Origin of the sequence: Streptomyces chiangmaiensis (genome assembly GCF_036281785.1) — a bacterium.
GTDB classification, from domain to species: Bacteria; Actinomycetota; Actinomycetes; order Streptomycetales; family Streptomycetaceae; genus Streptomyces; species Streptomyces chiangmaiensis.
In genome coordinates, this window is the sequence record NZ_JAYWVC010000591.1 from 1 (window position 1) to 1,267 (window position 1,267).

The window sequence follows — 1,267 nt, forward strand, 5'->3', positions numbered from 1 at the left end:
AGCGAACGCCGAGGTAGCACCCCGGATCGGGCTGCCGAGGCTGCCAGTCGTGAACTGGCCAGAGTCATCCGCCGAGCATGAACACGAGGACCAGTGGTTCGGACTTCACTGGAAGACCCGGACCCTGGTGAAATGGGCAGGCGGCCGCTCGTTCATCTGGGTGGATGACGAGATCACCGACGCAGATCGCGACTGGGTATCCATGCACCACCACGGCCAAGCCCTCCTCCATCAGGTCGACTCCTCCCAAGGACTCGACGACGCGGACTTCACCGCCCTCGATGCGTGGCTACGAGCCAGGTGAGTCGCCCGTGATCGGGACCTGCCCGACAATTGCCCCTGCTGAACTCCCTCAACAGACAGGTGGGCAACCGTGGGCGAATCGCACCCGCTCCTGACGTTCTTCATGGCCGCCGCCGACGGTTGCTTCCCGCCGGCCGACGGCCGGGTGACGGTGTTACCGCCCCTGGCCGGAGGGCTCGAGTGCTCGGTCGCCTTCACCGGCCACGCCGTCGTCGCCACCGCCCTGACCAGCCAGGCCGTACACGCCCAAGGGCCGGATGGCTTCGGTGCGTCGCTCTCGCCGGACTTCCTGCGTCACCTGGCTGGCCCGAAGGGCTGGATCGACGTCACCGACGCGACACTCACGGCCCGCGGCACGGGCGGCCCGCCGCGCCTGGCAGAGCTGGCCGATGCGGATGACCATCCACGCGTCCGCCATGCCCGGGAGATGCGGACAAACGTCAAGGTCTACGGTGACGAACGCGGCCTCATCACCCTGGCCGACGGCCTCGCCGGGCGGCGGGAGCTGAGTATCGAACTCCACAACGTCCAGGACGGCAGCCAAGGACACGGGCGGTCGCTCCTCGCCGATGCCCTTTCTCTGGTTCCGAAAGCCGACCCGGTCTTCGCCGCCGTTTCCCCCGGCAACGCCCGCTCCCTACGCGCCTTCCTCGCCTGCGGGTTCACACCCATAGGCAGCGAGGTCCTGCTGCGTCCCGAACGGGGATAGCCAAGGGCGCTGCCACGAGCAGAACCCCAAACCGCCCGCCCTCTACCAACGATCCACAAGTATTGACAATTACTCCGTTGGCTCGCCAGGCGGCGTGAGTGTCGGCGAGCCGGAGGTGTGCAGTAGTCCAGCGCCGGGGCGATTGCGTGCGCTCACGACGCACCATGCTGGCACGCACCACCGCGTGAAACTGCTTGAAGTCGCCGTGGCCGCTGACGAATGGCTGTCCGCACAGCCACCCCCATAGGCCCTGAG

At 67.6% G+C, this 1,267-nt stretch carries 1 protein-coding gene and 1 pseudogene; both read left to right on the plus strand.

The window, feature by feature from the left end:
- Positions 1–304 (plus strand): annotated as a pseudogene (locus tag VXC91_RS45795) (HAD domain-containing protein); the annotation flags it as partial.
- A 69-nt stretch (positions 305–373) separates the two neighbouring features.
- Positions 374–1,012, plus strand: coding sequence for a hypothetical protein (locus VXC91_RS45800; RefSeq protein ID WP_329513241.1), 639 nt, complete (start codon positions 374–376; stop codon positions 1,010–1,012).
- The last annotated feature ends 255 nt before the right edge of the window (positions 1,013–1,267 follow it).